The organism is Clostridium sp. UBA1652 (assembly GCF_002320975.1).
Classification (GTDB): Bacteria; Bacillota; Clostridia; order Clostridiales; family Clostridiaceae; genus Clostridium_T; species Clostridium_T intestinale.
Window position 1 is genome coordinate 51,452 of sequence record NZ_DCLI01000079.1, and the last position, 13,104, is coordinate 64,555.

The 13,104-nt window shown below is 30.9% G+C and carries 17 protein-coding genes and 1 riboswitch; of the genes, 7 read left to right on the forward strand and 10 right to left on the reverse strand.

The features are described 5' to 3' along the window. Window positions 1-40 precede the first annotated feature (40 nt). The gene (locus B3N22_RS16605) at window positions 41-1,486 is read left to right on the forward strand and encodes a DEAD/DEAH box helicase (protein ID WP_286908787.1); all 1,446 of its coding nucleotides are present in this window, start codon (window positions 41-43) and stop codon (window positions 1,484-1,486) included. A 43-nt stretch (window positions 1,487-1,529) separates the two neighbouring features. Here the strand turns inward: B3N22_RS16605 and B3N22_RS16610 are convergent, their stop codons facing one another. The 3 genes from B3N22_RS16610 to B3N22_RS16620 all read right to left on the reverse strand — a co-directional run bounded on the left by B3N22_RS16610 (window position 1,530) and on the right by B3N22_RS16620 (window position 4,004). Continuing rightward, window positions 1,530-1,733 (reverse strand): hypothetical protein, encoded by a 204-nt coding sequence (locus B3N22_RS16610; protein ID WP_021800858.1) that lies wholly within the window; start codon window positions 1,731-1,733, stop codon window positions 1,530-1,532. Between the two features lie 57 nt (window positions 1,734-1,790). Then, window positions 1,791-2,672, reverse strand: a complete 882-nt coding sequence (locus B3N22_RS16615) for a 50S ribosomal protein L11 methyltransferase (protein WP_286908788.1) — start codon at window positions 2,670-2,672, stop codon at window positions 1,791-1,793. 69 nt (window positions 2,673-2,741) lie between these two features. Next, window positions 2,742-4,004 (reverse strand): metallophosphoesterase, encoded by a 1,263-nt coding sequence (locus tag B3N22_RS16620; RefSeq protein ID WP_286908790.1) that lies wholly within the window; start codon window positions 4,002-4,004, stop codon window positions 2,742-2,744. 161 nt (window positions 4,005-4,165) lie between these two features. Here B3N22_RS16620 and B3N22_RS16625 point away from each other — a divergent pair, with 161 nt between their 5' ends. From B3N22_RS16625 to B3N22_RS16640, 4 genes are all read left to right on the forward strand, one after another. Next, the gene (locus B3N22_RS16625) at window positions 4,166-4,723 is read left to right on the forward strand and encodes a hypothetical protein (protein WP_286908792.1); all 558 of its coding nucleotides are present in this window, start codon (window positions 4,166-4,168) and stop codon (window positions 4,721-4,723) included. 90 nt (window positions 4,724-4,813) lie between these two features. Next, entirely contained in the window at window positions 4,814-4,990 is a 177-nt protein-coding gene (locus B3N22_RS16630; RefSeq protein ID WP_286908793.1) for a spore coat associated protein CotJA, read from the forward strand. 10 nt (window positions 4,991-5,000) lie between these two features. Next, window positions 5,001-5,258 (forward strand): spore coat protein CotJB, encoded by a 258-nt coding sequence (locus B3N22_RS16635; RefSeq protein ID WP_021800853.1) that lies wholly within the window; start codon window positions 5,001-5,003, stop codon window positions 5,256-5,258. Window positions 5,259-5,278: 20 nt separating this feature from the next. After that, window positions 5,279-5,839, forward strand: coding sequence for a manganese catalase family protein (locus B3N22_RS16640; RefSeq protein WP_286908795.1), 561 nt, complete (start codon window positions 5,279-5,281; stop codon window positions 5,837-5,839). An 81-nt stretch (window positions 5,840-5,920) separates the two neighbouring features. Here the strand turns inward: B3N22_RS16640 and feoB are convergent, their stop codons facing one another. Together feoB and B3N22_RS16650 are read right to left on the reverse strand one after the other, a co-directional pair. After that, window positions 5,921-8,047 carry a ferrous iron transport protein B gene (gene feoB, locus B3N22_RS16645; protein WP_286908797.1) on the reverse strand — a complete coding sequence of 709 codons (2,127 nt, stop codon included), beginning with the start codon at window positions 8,045-8,047 and terminating at the stop codon, window positions 5,921-5,923. A gap of 12 nt (window positions 8,048-8,059) precedes the next feature. Beyond that, window positions 8,060-8,281 carry a FeoA family protein gene (locus B3N22_RS16650; protein ID WP_238906439.1) on the reverse strand — a complete coding sequence of 74 codons (222 nt, stop codon included), beginning with the start codon at window positions 8,279-8,281 and terminating at the stop codon, window positions 8,060-8,062. 145 nt (window positions 8,282-8,426) lie between these two features. On the opposite strand from B3N22_RS16650, the gene B3N22_RS16655 reads away from it, so the two are divergent. Next, complete coding sequence (locus tag B3N22_RS16655; protein ID WP_286908799.1) at window positions 8,427-8,897, forward strand: metal-dependent transcriptional regulator; 471 nt, start codon at window positions 8,427-8,429, stop codon at window positions 8,895-8,897. 60 nt (window positions 8,898-8,957) lie between these two features. After that, window positions 8,958-9,269 (forward strand): hypothetical protein, encoded by a 312-nt coding sequence (locus B3N22_RS16660; protein WP_286908801.1) that lies wholly within the window; start codon window positions 8,958-8,960, stop codon window positions 9,267-9,269. Between the two features lie 34 nt (window positions 9,270-9,303). Here the strand turns inward: B3N22_RS16660 and B3N22_RS16665 are convergent, their stop codons facing one another. From B3N22_RS16665 to B3N22_RS16685, 5 genes are all read right to left on the reverse strand, one after another. After that, window positions 9,304-9,636: an energy-coupling factor ABC transporter substrate-binding protein gene (locus B3N22_RS16665; protein WP_286908803.1), complete on the reverse strand. Its 333-nt coding sequence runs from the start codon at window positions 9,634-9,636 to the stop codon at window positions 9,304-9,306. Next, window positions 9,636-10,388: an energy-coupling factor ABC transporter permease gene (locus tag B3N22_RS16670; protein WP_286908805.1), complete on the reverse strand. Its 753-nt coding sequence runs from the start codon at window positions 10,386-10,388 to the stop codon at window positions 9,636-9,638. Before B3N22_RS16670 ends, B3N22_RS16665 begins: the two co-directional genes overlap by 1 nt. A gap of 26 nt (window positions 10,389-10,414) precedes the next feature. Further along, window positions 10,415-11,236, reverse strand: a complete 822-nt coding sequence (locus B3N22_RS16675) for an energy-coupling factor ABC transporter ATP-binding protein (RefSeq protein ID WP_286908807.1) — start codon at window positions 11,234-11,236, stop codon at window positions 10,415-10,417. Window positions 11,237-11,248: 12 nt separating this feature from the next. Further along, on the reverse strand, window positions 11,249-12,079 hold the full coding sequence (gene cbiQ / locus B3N22_RS16680) for a cobalt ECF transporter T component CbiQ (protein ID WP_286908808.1): 831 nt from the start codon (window positions 12,077-12,079) through the stop codon (window positions 11,249-11,251). Between the two features lie 222 nt (window positions 12,080-12,301). Next, window positions 12,302-12,487: riboswitch (cobalamin riboswitch) on the reverse strand. Between the two features lie 67 nt (window positions 12,488-12,554). Continuing rightward, a complete protein-coding gene (locus B3N22_RS16685; protein ID WP_286908809.1) occupies window positions 12,555-13,103 on the reverse strand; it encodes a BMC domain-containing protein in 549 nt (182 codons plus the stop codon). Window position 13,104: the final 1 nt, after the last annotated feature.

Consider the following 13,104-nt stretch of genomic DNA (forward strand, 5'->3'; position numbering starts at 1 on the left):
TAGTAGATACGTTATGAATTTATAGAAAAAGGTGAAATTGTTGAATAATATTAATTTTAAAGATTTTAATTTAAATCCTAATATTCTAAAAGCTTTAGAGGAATTAGGATACTCAAATCCTACAGACGTACAGAAAAAAGTTCTTCCTATAGTACTTCAAAAGAAAGACTTAATTGTAAAAGCTCAAACAGGTAGTGGAAAAACTGCTTCCTTTGCAATACCTCTATGTCAATCTATTGATGTAGAAATAAAAAACCCTAAGGCACTTGTATTAACACCAACTAGAGAGCTAGCTGTCCAAGTTAAAGAAGACATAAATAACATAGGTAGATACAACAAAATTCGTTCTGTTGCTATCTTTGGAAAACAACCTATAACTAGTCAAATAAATGAACTTAAACAAAGAGTTCATGTTGTTGTAGGTACTCCAGGTAGAACTCTAGATCATATTAAGCGTGAAACTTTAAATGTAAGTGAAATAGAATATCTAGTTTTGGATGAAGCTGATGAAATGTTAAGTATGGGCTTTTTAGAAGAAGTTGAAGAGATTTTATCTTATCTTCCTAAAAAGAGAACCACTTTGCTATTTTCTGCAACTATTCCGGAGCAAATTAAAACAATTTGTGATAGACATATGAAGTCCCCTAAAAATGTTGAAATAACTCCAAACAAGCTTACTGTTGAGAGTATAAAACAAGGATACTTTGAAGTAAAAGATGAAGATAAGTTCTCTTTACTTGAAAAATTACTTATAAAAGAAAACCCTGACAGTGCAATACTTTTCTGTAGAACAAAAGAAAATGTTGATACTCTTATTTCTAAACTTGAAGGAAAAAGATATCCATCAAAAGGACTTCATGGAGGAATGCTTCAACCAGAAAGATTAAGAACTATAGATGAGTTTAAATCAGGTAAGTTTAGATTCCTTATAGCTACTGATATAGCATCAAGAGGTCTTGATATAGATAAGGTTTCTTTAGTAATAAACTATGACCTTCCTATGGAAAAAGAGAAGTATGTACATAGAATTGGAAGAACAGGAAGAGCTGGAAACTCTGGAGTTGCCTTAACCTTTAAGACTCCATATGAAGATAAGTTCTTTCAAGAAATTCAAGATTATATAAATTATAAAATCCCTAAACTTTCTCCACCTAGTAGAGAAGAATTCCTTGCAAATAAAGAAGACTTCAAGCTAAAAAATGAAAACTTCAAAAAAGTTACTACTAGTAAAAAGAAAGAAGTTTCAAAAGACATTACTAAGATATACTTAAACGGTGGAAAAAAGAAAAAGATACGCCCTGGTGATATTGTAGGTGCAATATGCAGAATTCCTGGTATTGAGCCTGATGATATAGGTATAATAGATGTTTCTGACAATGTCTCCTATGTTGACATTATGAACGGTAAAGGTGATTTAGTTTTAAGAGAACTAAAAAATGCAACTATAAAAGGTAAATCTCTAAAAGTAGAAAAAGCTAAAAATTAGTTTAGAAAAGATGAGCACTATATTACATGCTCATCTTTTAATTTTAGCTTATATTCATATTACACTTAACACCATTTCTCCTTAGTTCATCTGCAAGTGCAACTTTAAGTTTTTTTATTATAGTACTCTTAATTTCGCTTTCCACCTTACCCCTAATCAAATCTTGTGGAACAAAACCAGGAATTCCGTGATTAGCTGCTACCTCACCAGGATTTTTAACATCAATGGTTATTGAAATATTTATCATAACCGTCCCCTAAAAAATTATTACTGTACTATATTTATGCTATAAGCTCAAATAATATTATTTATTTTTTGTTAATACAGCTGTTACCCACTCATTGGTTTTTGTACTTTTATTTAAGGTATATCCGTAGCTTTTAACTATATCTAAAACTTTTTCACTACTCCACTCAACCATACCCGAAACGAATAGTACACCATTTGGTTTTAATACTTCATTTATAAAATCCATTGAAGATAGAGTTTCTTCACCGCCAATATTTATAAATACAACATCAAACTTACCTGAAACTCCAAAAGTCTTTGATGTGACATCACTTATAACAACTTCTATGTTATAAACATTATTTAAAGATGCATTATATAGTACTTCTTCAGTAACATCTCTAATATCTAACGCAACTACTCTATCCGCATTTTTTATAGAAGCTGCTAAACTTAAAATCCCTGAACCAGCTCCTAAATCTAAAACTGACTCTCCTTGAAAATCTCTATCTAAAATATAACGTAACAAGTCTTGAGTTGTTTCATGAAGACCTGTTCCAAAAGATCCTTGAGATTCAAAATTAATCTTATTTAAACCATTTGGTGAATAATCCTTTTCTGCTATTATCCATCCATTATTTAAATCTATAGGTTCAAAACTTTGCTGCCAGTTATCTTCAGAAACCTCTACTAGCTCCAAAGTCTCTTCAATCTCAAATTCATCTTTTATCTTATCTACTAAGCTTTCCGCTTCTGACCTATCCTCATCATAAAAATATACATGTAAATCTATCTCTCTATCCTCTTTTTCAAAATACCCATACCCATTATCGTCAACTGTGACCTCATAAGGTACATCATAATAGGTAGATGATACCCCTAAAATCTCTAGTTTCTCTATTGTCTCGTTAATTAAAGAATTCTTAACCCTTAATAAAACTTCAAAAATAACAATCACTCCTACTCCATATTTCGCTTCATTAGTATTTTACACATATTTTGTAGGTTTTTAAACATATATATAAATTTAATCAAAATCTATACTGTTTTCTTCTATTCTTGATATTGAGAGAAGCTTGTTAAAGTTCATTAAAGAATCAGCTATACTTAAAGTCTTAAAATCAGTCTGCAGATAGTTTTCACTCTTATTTCCAAAGGATTCTATAGCTTTTATTCTAACAGTATACTCTGTGTTTGGAAAAAGCCCTTTTATCTTAAAGCTTAATCTCGACTTTATATATTCCATATAAAAATCTGAAAAAATCTTCATTTTTTTAAACTCCTTATTGTTATTTTTATTAACAACACTGATCTCATAAGAATGAATGAAATCTTCATGTAAAGCTTGAGTGAAACTTATCTTTGCAACATTATTAGTAACATATTTAATATGAACTGAACTTTCTTTCTTAAAATAAGGCTTTTTTCTTAAATACCTTCTATTATCTGTATATAGAAAGTTGTCCTTATTTGATGGTTCATTTATTATCCATCTATCCTCATTAACTTGTTTTTTTGTAAAATCAATAGTAGCGATTTTAACCACATTGTCCTCTGATACTTTTACTATTAATCCTTGTGATACCTTGTCTGCCTTTGGCTGAATTGTTCCGTTTACCTTCCCCCTTTCTAACTCAATATAGCTAGTTGAACCAGCACCTACAGAGGTAAAGTCTTTTTGATGAATGCTTCTTTCATCATTCAAAGGGTAATGAGAATGTCCAGAGAAATTTATTACTTGAGGGAATTCCTTTAAAACTTCATATAGATCCTTGTTTCCCCAAGCCTCACTTCCATAAACAGTATTTTCAATATGCTGATGAACTCCTAAAAATATTGGTTTCTTATAATCATCATCCCTAGCTACCTCAAGTTCATTTTTAAGCCAAGCTAAAAGTTTTTTACTAAATAGTCCACTTAATCTTTTTCCTTCAGTACTAATTGAAATGAAATGATACCCTTTTATAACTTTGTGTGAATTAATGTCTTCATTTAAGTTATCTTTAAATCTTTTTTGTGCTGCTTTAATTGATACCCCACCCCAGCAGTCATGATTACCCATAAGAAATATCTTTTCTCCTAAAAACTCTGAATACTTGTTATAAATCTTGTTAAACTTCTTGTATTCTTTCTCTCTTCCACTATTAGTTATATCTCCAGTAATAATTAATGCATCTAAATTATGTTGATATTCTTTTAATCTACTTAATGCTAAATCAAGTTTTTCATCTTCTTTAGAATTATGAGCTTTTACATGTATATCACTTATTACTGCAAAATTTAATTCCACAAAATCATCCTCCAAAATTTATTTCTAATATAAATTTAGCAAATGAATGTTAATCAAAGATGTAAACTATGTTAAAACTACAAGAACCCATTTTATAAATAATAAATAGTATATATTAAGAAAACAGAATTTCTCTGTAGAAATCTTAGGAGGCAAAATAAGTGTCTAAGAAGCGTGATAAACCTAGTGGCTCAAAAGATACTAAGAAATCTAAAAATAATAACCCCCCAGATGTAAATAAAGATAATTTTTCTAATAATTCAAATAAAAATAATCAGTCTTCTGATGATTCTACAAACTTCGATCCAGATCAATATAGACATGATATGGGAGAATTAACTCTTCTTAATGATCAGCTTTATGCAGTTTATACAGGATTAGCATCTTATTTGTATCTACTTAAAGCTACCCAGGAATCTATAGATCAAATAGTTATTAAATATCAAGGTGGTGATGTAACCAAACTTCGTAATCCTGCAATAGATTCAAATTTATCAACTATTTTTATTTTCTTTACAATTTGTCAATTTACTAGAATAGCATATTATAGATTTATTCAAGTTTCCCGGGAATATGAAGAAGGTACTACTGACGTTCATCCTAAATTTAGGCAAGAAATACTTTATGGTCTCATAGTAAGTCTTGTTAATATTATTGATCAAAGAATGAGAGAATTAAACTCTCCTTATTCTCCAATATTAACTCCATTCCCAGGTTAATGTGTTCTTCCATTTGTAACAATAATAAGTATAATTTCATAAATTATATTGATTGGTAATATAAGTAAATTAATTTAGGAGGCCCATGTTATGTATGATAATAACGAAAGACATTCGAGTAAATCTCATAAAGAACACAAAATGGATTATGCTAAAGCTTATGTAAGATTCCAGCCATTTGAAAATGTCTATGATGCAGACACTTCTCTAAAGCGTGGAACTATATTTAGAGATTTAGACAAACCTTATGCTAAACAATTACTTTAGGAGGATTACAATGGATAAAAAAGATCTACTAAAAAAAATTCAAGAAGTTGGATTTAGTCTTGTTGATGTAAATCTATATCTTGATAACTATGAAGATAATAAAGATGCCCTTGAATACTTTAACTGCTTGTCAAAAGAACTTATGGATTTAAGAAAAGAATATGAAAAGAAATATGGTCCACTAACTAACTACGGTATACAAACTGCAAAAGATTGGGATCAATGGGTTTCTGGTCCTTGGCCTTGGGAACGTAAATTTAATGATTAAAATTTGGAGGGAAAATTTTTATGTGGTATTATGAAAAAAGACTAGAATATCCTGTGGACATAAAACAACCTGACCTACGCTTTGCTAAACTAATCTTAACTCAACTAGGAGGACCTGATGGCGAATTAAGTGCATCAATTAGATATCTTAGCCAAAGATATACTATGCCTACTGGAAAGTCAAAAGGTTTATTAACAGACATAGGAACAGAAGAGCTTGCACATGTAGAAATAATTTCTACAATGATGTACCAATTAACTAAAGGCACTTCTATAGAAGAACTAAAGAAACATGGTTTTGATACGAACTATGCAGTACATGGAAAAGGAATCTATCCTTCTGACCCAGGTGGAGTTCCTTGGACAGCAGCTTATATTCAAGCTACTGGAGATCCAGTTGCAGACCTTACTGAAGATATGGCTGCAGAACAAAAAGCAAGAGCCGCTTATGAAAGGCTAATTCTTTTAACAGATGATCCTTCTGTTAAAGATGTATTGAAATTTTTAAGAGAAAGAGAAGTAGTACATTTGCAAAGATTTGGTGAAGCTTTAGTAATGGTTCAAGATCACTTCCAAAAATAAATTTATAGTGTAAATTACTTATTTTATTACTTATAATTACACATAAAACTCCCATTGAAACTTACTTCAATGGGAGTTTTATTATACAAAAAGTCTGTAAATTGTAGTTGTTATAAAACATAAACCTATTCCTATAACTGTTGGAAGTATTGCAGCTAAAATTGTCCACTTTATACTTCCAGTCTCTTTTTTTATAGTCAACAATGTTGTAGCACAAGGCCAATGCAATAAAGTAAATATCAAAACATTTAATGCTGTTAGTGTGGTCCATCCATTTGCTACTAATATTTGACGAAGAGAATCTATACTATCAAACTCCACCATAGATCCTGTTGATAAATAAGCCATAAGCAGTATAGGTACAACTATTTCATTAGCTGGTAATCCTAAAATAAAAGCTAATAATATAAATCCATCTAATCCTATATATTGTGCAAATGGATTTAGAAAGTTTGCTACATGACTTATTATACTCATATCACCTATATAAATATTACCAAGTATCCAAATGGCTACTCCTGCAGGGGCAGCTATAGCTACTGCTCTTCCTAAAACGAATATTGTTCTATCTATTATTGAAGTATATAAAACACTTCCAAACTTCGGTTTTCTATAAGGTGGTAATTCTAATGTAAAACTTGAAGGAATCCCTTTAAGAAGAGTTTTAGATAATAAATATGATACCCCTAATGTTATAAAAATTCCTAAAATAACTATTAATGAAACCATAAGTGCTGGTATTATACTTGATTTATCATTTATTGTTGCAACTCCAAAAAATACGGTAGAAACAGCTATCAAAGTAGGAAATCTACCATTACAAGGTACAAAGTTATTGGTTAAAATAGCTATAAGTCTTTCTCTTGGAGAGTCTATAATTCTGCAACCTATTACCCCAGCTGCATTGCACCCCAATCCCATACACATAGACAAACATTGTTTTCCATGAGCACAAGCTTTTTTAAATACATGATCTAGATTAAATGCTACTCTTGGAAGATACCCAAAATCTTCTAGCAACGTAAATAACGGAAAAAATATTGCCATAGGAGGAAGCATAACAGAAATAACCCAGGCCATGGTTTTATATAGACCTAAAATTAAAACTCCATGAAGCCACTCTGGTGCGTTTAATTTAATGAAAATATCAGTTAATACATCTTGAAATTTAAATAACATATCAGCCAAAACTTGTGATGGAACATTAGCTCCTGCTATAGTTATCCATAAAACAACGGCTAACATCAGTATCATAAGAGGAATTCCAAATCTCTTTGAGGTTATAATGTCATCTATTTTCTTATCCCTATCAACCTTTTTATTTGATATTTTTACATAACTGTCCCTTAAAAGTTCTGCTTGTTTATAGTTTTTAGAAGTTATATCTTCTCGTATCTCTTTATTATTAATTGAATCAATCAAATCTTTGTTTTTTTCTATAATATTCTTTATTTCGTCGTTTCCTAAATACTCTTCTACACCCTTTATTATAGACTCATCACCATCAATTAATCTTAATGATAACCATCTAGAGTTTAAATCAATACTTAATTCCTCAACATCCTTTTGAATTATATCTATAGCTTTTTCAATTTTAGGGTAATATTTTATATAATTATGCTTAACTGTCCCCAACCTTTTAAACTTTTCAGCAACCTTTTTATCTATTTCTTCCTTTAAGTTATCCATTCCTATATTGTTTCTAGCAGAGGTTAAAACAACTGGAATTCCTAAATCTTTTTCTAAGCCTTTTCCATCTATAGTTATTCCTTTTCTTTCTGCTTCATCTATTAGATTTATACACAAAATCACATCGGAGGTTATCTCCATAACTTGAAAGGCTAGATTTAGATTTCTCTCTAAACTGGTTGCATCAACTACAACTATAGTTAGGTCAGGTTTTCCAAAACATATAAAATCTCTTGCTACAGCTTCTTCAACAGAGGTTGCAAATATAGAATAAGTTCCTGGAAGATCTACTAAAATATATTTTTTATCTTTATATTGAAATTCACCTCTAGCATTAACTACAGTTTTTCCTGGCCAATTACCCGTGTGCTGATGTAACCCAGTTAAGGTATTAAATACAGTACTTTTACCGGTGTTAGGATTACCAGCTAATGCGATCACATACTCTCCGTCATTTTTATCTATATTAAACATGTCTTTTAAAGCATCTTTTTTAACAGATTCATAAGTAAGCCCCATAATATTTACCTCCTAGGCTACTTCTATTAATAAAGATTCTTCTTGCCTAAGAGCAATCATGGTTTCTCTTACCTTAAAAACTGTAAGATTATTTTTAGGCCCTTTTCGAACAATTTCAATAACTGTCCCCTTAACAAAGCCTAAAGCTAACATTCTTTCTCTCATTAATCCATCGCTTAATAAATTTTTAATCATAACTTTTTCTCCAACTTGAAAATCACATAATCGTTTCATAATCTTACTCCTATCAATTAATTTGTTACTTAGGTTAAACATCTTAACCTAAGCTAACTCTTACTTAATAACCATAGTATGTATTTTATCTAAAGTAGTGAATATATTTTACTAATGGAGAACTAATAATAAGGATGGTTTTTAAATGCAGGAAAAATTTTTTACCTTCTCTCAATATATGAAAAATGACACTAACATAATTTCAGCTTCTGCCGAGGATTACATAGAGATGATTTATAGACTTTCTCTAAAAAATGGTTTTACAAGGGTGAATGAACTTGCGATTTCATTAAATGTTCAACCGCCATCTGTAACTAAAATGGTAAAGAAATTATCTTCTCTTAATTTAATCAAATACGAAAAGTATGGAGTTATAATCTTGGAGGAAGAAGGCAAATACATTGGAAAGCTTTTATTAAAGCGTCACAATACAATTGAAAATTTCTTAAAGCTTTTAGATATTAATGATAAGGTGCTAGAAGAAACTGAAAAGATGGAGCATACTATAAGCAATGATGTACTTAATGGAATATGTAAGCTTTTAGATTTCTTTGAATCAAATCCAAGCTTAAAAGAAGAGTTATCAAAACATATTAGAAGTGATATTGAAGAATAGCATCTTATTAATTTGGATAATATAACCTTATAAGCTACTGTTGTTGGAAGGAATGATATTATGAACACAGAAAACCCTATAATATGCGCAAAATGTAATACTAAAGATTTTGTAATGAAACGTGAAGCTACTTACTTATACACCTATGATATAGATAATACGAATATCTTAAGGTCACTTATGAATGCTGAAGAAACACCTTATACCTTTAATAATAGAGAGATGGTTGGAGAAGATGATTTTCTTATATGTAAAAATTGTGGTGAACGTTACTCTTACTCTTTAGATAAAGTTAATTCAAAAATCAAACTAACAATTGTTCAAAGAGCAATTAGATCTGATTATCAAGATGTACCTGAATTTTTAGGATGATAGAACAGATGGGCCTAAGCTTAGGCCCATCTGCTTATTTCTTAACTATCTTATTACTTTCTAATTTTTCTTTTTTAGTTCTTTCAACAAATCGGCCCATGAAGAAGGCAATTATCCCCACTCCTATAGCTGTTTGTACACAAAATAATAAACTTTCAGTTTCACCTGGAATTTCTCCACCTATCCATCTTTCCATAACAGGCGTCGCCCATGGTTCATATTCTTCCCCTGTGATTTCAGAAATAACCTGACTCCCAGCATCATCAGAGCCTCCAAATTCAGCACCTTTTAAAATAAATAATGGTACAAGAACAATCAATATGGTAATAAGTAATAGTATGATAACTTTTTTCTTAGTTTTTGTCATTATTTCTCACTCCCCTTTAAAAAACCTATACCTTTTAACTCTGACTTTGCATATGTTTCAAGGCCTATGATAATAATTACACTTAAGATTCCCTCAATAATTGCAAGTGGAACTTGAGTAGGTGCAAACACTCCAAGGAACTTAACTGCTGATGCTAAAACACCACCAGTTTCAGATGGGTATGCAATTGCAAGTTGAATACTTGTTACACAATAAGTAAATAAGTCTCCTAGTGCCGCTGCTAAAAAAATTGAGAAGTGTTTATTAACCTTTGATTTTTGAAGCAATTTATATATTCCATAAGCAAGGAATGGACCTGCGATAGCCATAGAAAAAGTATTGGCCCCAAGGGTTGTTAAACCACCATGAGCGAGTAATATAGCTTGAAATAGAAGTACAATTATTCCGAGAATACTAACCATGCTTGGTCCAAATAAAATAGCACCAAGACCTGTACCTGTCATGTGAGAAGAACTTCCTGTTACTGATGGAATTTTTAAAGATGAAAGCACAAAAACAAAGGCTCCTGCCATTGCAATAAGTGTTATAGCTCTTCTGTTTTCTGCTATAGTTTTTTTAAGTGAAATATACCCTAAAACTAAAAATGGAAGACTTATAACTCCCCATAAAATACAGTACTTTGGTGAAAGGTATCCTTCCATTATATGCATAGCATTTGCTACAGGCGTTACTCCAAAAATTATTGCAAAAGCTATCGCAATAATTATAAACTTCTTTTCTTTTTTATTCATATTATTTTCCCCCTTGATTTCTTAATCTAAAAAATATTCTTTAATTCCTGAACTGTTTTAGGATAGAGATTTTCATCTTTTAATAATTCTTTTTCTAAAAGTAAATCATAAACCTCTAACATAGTTGGCTTTTTAAGGTTTGCTTTTTCTAAAACTTCTTGATTCTTAAATATTTCTATAGGTGTACCATCAGCTATGATTTTTCCATCAGAAAAAACAACAACTCTCTCTGCCCATCTATAAACAAAATCAACATCATGGGTAGATATGAGCATGGTTTTCCCTTCTAAGCTTAACTTATCTAAAACGTCCTCAAGCATTATGGAGTTTACAGGGTCTAACGATGCTGTAGGTTCATCAAAAATTATGATTTCAGGTTTCATAGCGATAATATCTGCAATACTTACTCTTTTCTTTTCTCCTCCACTTAAATAATGAGGAGGCCTATCTTGAAAATCTAATAGATGCATGTACATTAGGGCCTGATGCACCCTATCTAGCACCTCTTGTTTTGAAAGTTTTAGGTTCATGGGCCCAAAAGCGACCTCTGATTTTACAGTAGATGCTATTATCTGATTATCAGGATCTTGAAACACAATCCCTATATTTTTTCTTAGCTCTTTCATGTTTTTCTTGTTTATGATGGTACCTCTATATGTGATTTCTCCATCATCAGCCATGAATACCCCATTCATGTTTAAGAAAAAAGTTGATTTCCCAGAACCATTAGATCCTACTACTGCTATTTTTTCTCCTTCATGAACCTCTAGATTTACTCCCTCTAAAGCAACTTTTCCATTTCCATAGGTGTAATGTAAATCCTCTATTTTTAATATTACTTTCTTCATAAAAATCTCCTCTTACTTTGTAAAACTCCAAAGCCCAACTAAAAAAATTACAAACACAAATGCCCAAAACATTAGCTTTTTATCTAGCTTTTTTTCTTCCTCTAAAAATATAAGTTCCCCATCATAACACCTTGCTTCCATGGCATCATAATAGGCATTTGCTTTCTTGAAGGAAACAATCAACATGTTGCTCCCAATCCTTCCAAAGGTATAATAAGAAGTTTTGATGTCACAGTACCCAAGACGGGCCTCTGCTGAATTTTTCATTTTAGTTGATACATCCATCAAAATGAAAATATATCTATAAATCATATTCATAAGTTCTATAATAAGTTTTGGAACATGGGCCTTTCTAAGTACATATATAACCTCAGAAGATGGAGTAGAAAGTGACATCATTTGAAGAGCACTTATAGCTCCTAAAATCTTTAGAAGTAAAAATAGCCCTTTTGTAAGCATCTCTTTTGAAGTAAACACATACCCAACACCTAGATAAAGGTTGTACTCTCCTACTGGATTTTTTGAAATATCCACACTTATGGTAAAAACACTTAGTAAAATAAATACAATAGGAATCATAAGTACTGATAAATAATCTCTTAAAGAAAGACCACCTTTTATAATAGTAAGATAGGCCATCCCTAAAATTACTGAAACAGATACGTATGGGTTATCTAATAAAATACACACAGCTATCACGGTCATTGAAAAAATCATCTTAAAACTTGAATTCCAATTTTTTATCTTTGAAGTATAAGCATAAAAATCAATTGAAATATTTTCTCCATGTTTATGTCTTATTCTTTTATTACTTTTTTTCCTTAAGATATTGTTTTTTCCCACCTAATGACTCCTTTGAATCTTATTTCATCTACTCTACAAGCCTTAACTCTATTCATAAATACTTAAATTCCCCCTTATATATATACTAATAATATTGATTCGCCAAAATTATTCTAAAAAAAAGCCCCTCTAACTAAAAGTTAGAAGGACACAACAAAAAACTATACCCATATAAGTATATTAAGTACATCTTTATTATGACTCCTCCATCGCTCGTAGAGATTTTAGTCAAAAATATAGGCAGGTCTTCTGACTCAAAGATCATAATTTAAGTACGTCTTCCCTAAAACTTAAGTGACATCTTGTACCTAAACTCCCTTAATACAGCTACGGGATAGCTCAGGATTCCCACCTGATTCCCTTTTAATCAATCACGTTACTGATTAAACCTATATTTCATTATTAAATTTACTAATAGATTCCAATATTATCATGGTAAGAATACCATTATTATGCTGAAAAATCAATACTACATTTAAAATAGAGTTTGAATAAGTCTATCAGATGGTGATGGAATAACTTCAGCATTAACAAGTAAACCCTTCTGTTCCATCTCAGCTTTCCCTGCTTCTATCCCTACTTCTACTGCTCCTACATTACCTGTAAAAGTAAAATAGGATTTCCCTCCGAGGCCTGTACCAAGTCTAAGTTCTATAGGTTCTAAACTTGCAGATTTTAAGATTTTATCTGCTGCAACTACCATGTTAGCTATTGAAAAAGCTTCAATTACACCTAAAGCTTGAACTTTCTCTGGTATTGTTGCCCCAGTAATTGCTGGAAAAACTAGAGGACTTACATTTGGTATTATTATTGAATCAATCCAAAACTCATCTGCGGTTTTTTCTCCAACACTTACTGATTCCTTAACTGACTCCACATCTCCAGTAACTATTGCAATATATTTTCCTGGACATGTGGAACTTGCAGTAACTATCTCAACATCAGAAACCTTAACCATTTGGTCTGAGGAAAAAATACCTCTTGATATACTTGTAAATTCAACTATTCCTATTGCGTTAGCCATA